Source organism: Mycobacterium sp. E2327 (genome assembly GCF_001672675.1).
Taxonomy (GTDB): domain Bacteria; phylum Actinomycetota; class Actinomycetes; order Mycobacteriales; family Mycobacteriaceae; genus Mycobacterium.
The window spans coordinates 1-528 of sequence record NZ_LZKE01000061.1 but is presented as its reverse complement, the minus strand read 5'-3'; the positions used below and the strand labels follow the sequence as shown (position 1 = coordinate 528).

Annotated in this window: 1 protein-coding gene; it reads left to right on the top strand. The window is 73.3% G+C overall.

The genetic code is table 11. The features are described 5' to 3' along the window. Positions 1-528: DUF222 domain-containing protein (locus A5712_RS07695; protein ID WP_156766466.1), on the top strand; the 528-nt coding region annotated here is incomplete at both ends.

Sequence of the window (528 nt, the reverse complement as noted above, 5' to 3'; positions counted from 1 at the left end):
GACCGGACCACCGGTGCCGCCCGAACTGGAGGTGCTGGCGGGAGCGGTCGAAGCGGGCGCGCTCGGGGAGGACCACATCCGCGTGATCTGTCACGCCCTGGATGTGCTGCCCGCCGCCGTGGCCCCCGCCGACGTCGCCGAAGCCGAACGCGTCCTGGTCGAACACGCCGCCAAACTGGACTCCGGGGTAGTGACCCGACTCGGGCAGCGCATCGCCGACTACCTCAACCCCGACGGGGTGTTCACCGACGAAGACCGCGCCCGGCGGCGCTCACTGCACCTAGGCCCGCAAGGCCCCGACGGCATGTCGCGGATCTCCGGGCTGCTCGACCCCGAGGCCCGCGCCTACCTCGAAGCCATCGCCGCCGCGGTGCGCCCCGGCCGCCACCAACCCGACACCAGCCCCGCCGAACAGCGCGACACCCGCAGCCAAGCTCAACGCGGCCACGACGCCCTCAAACTCGCCCTCAAGACCGCGATCGGCTCCGGCGAGCTCGGCACCCACCGCGGCCACCCCGTCACCGTGGT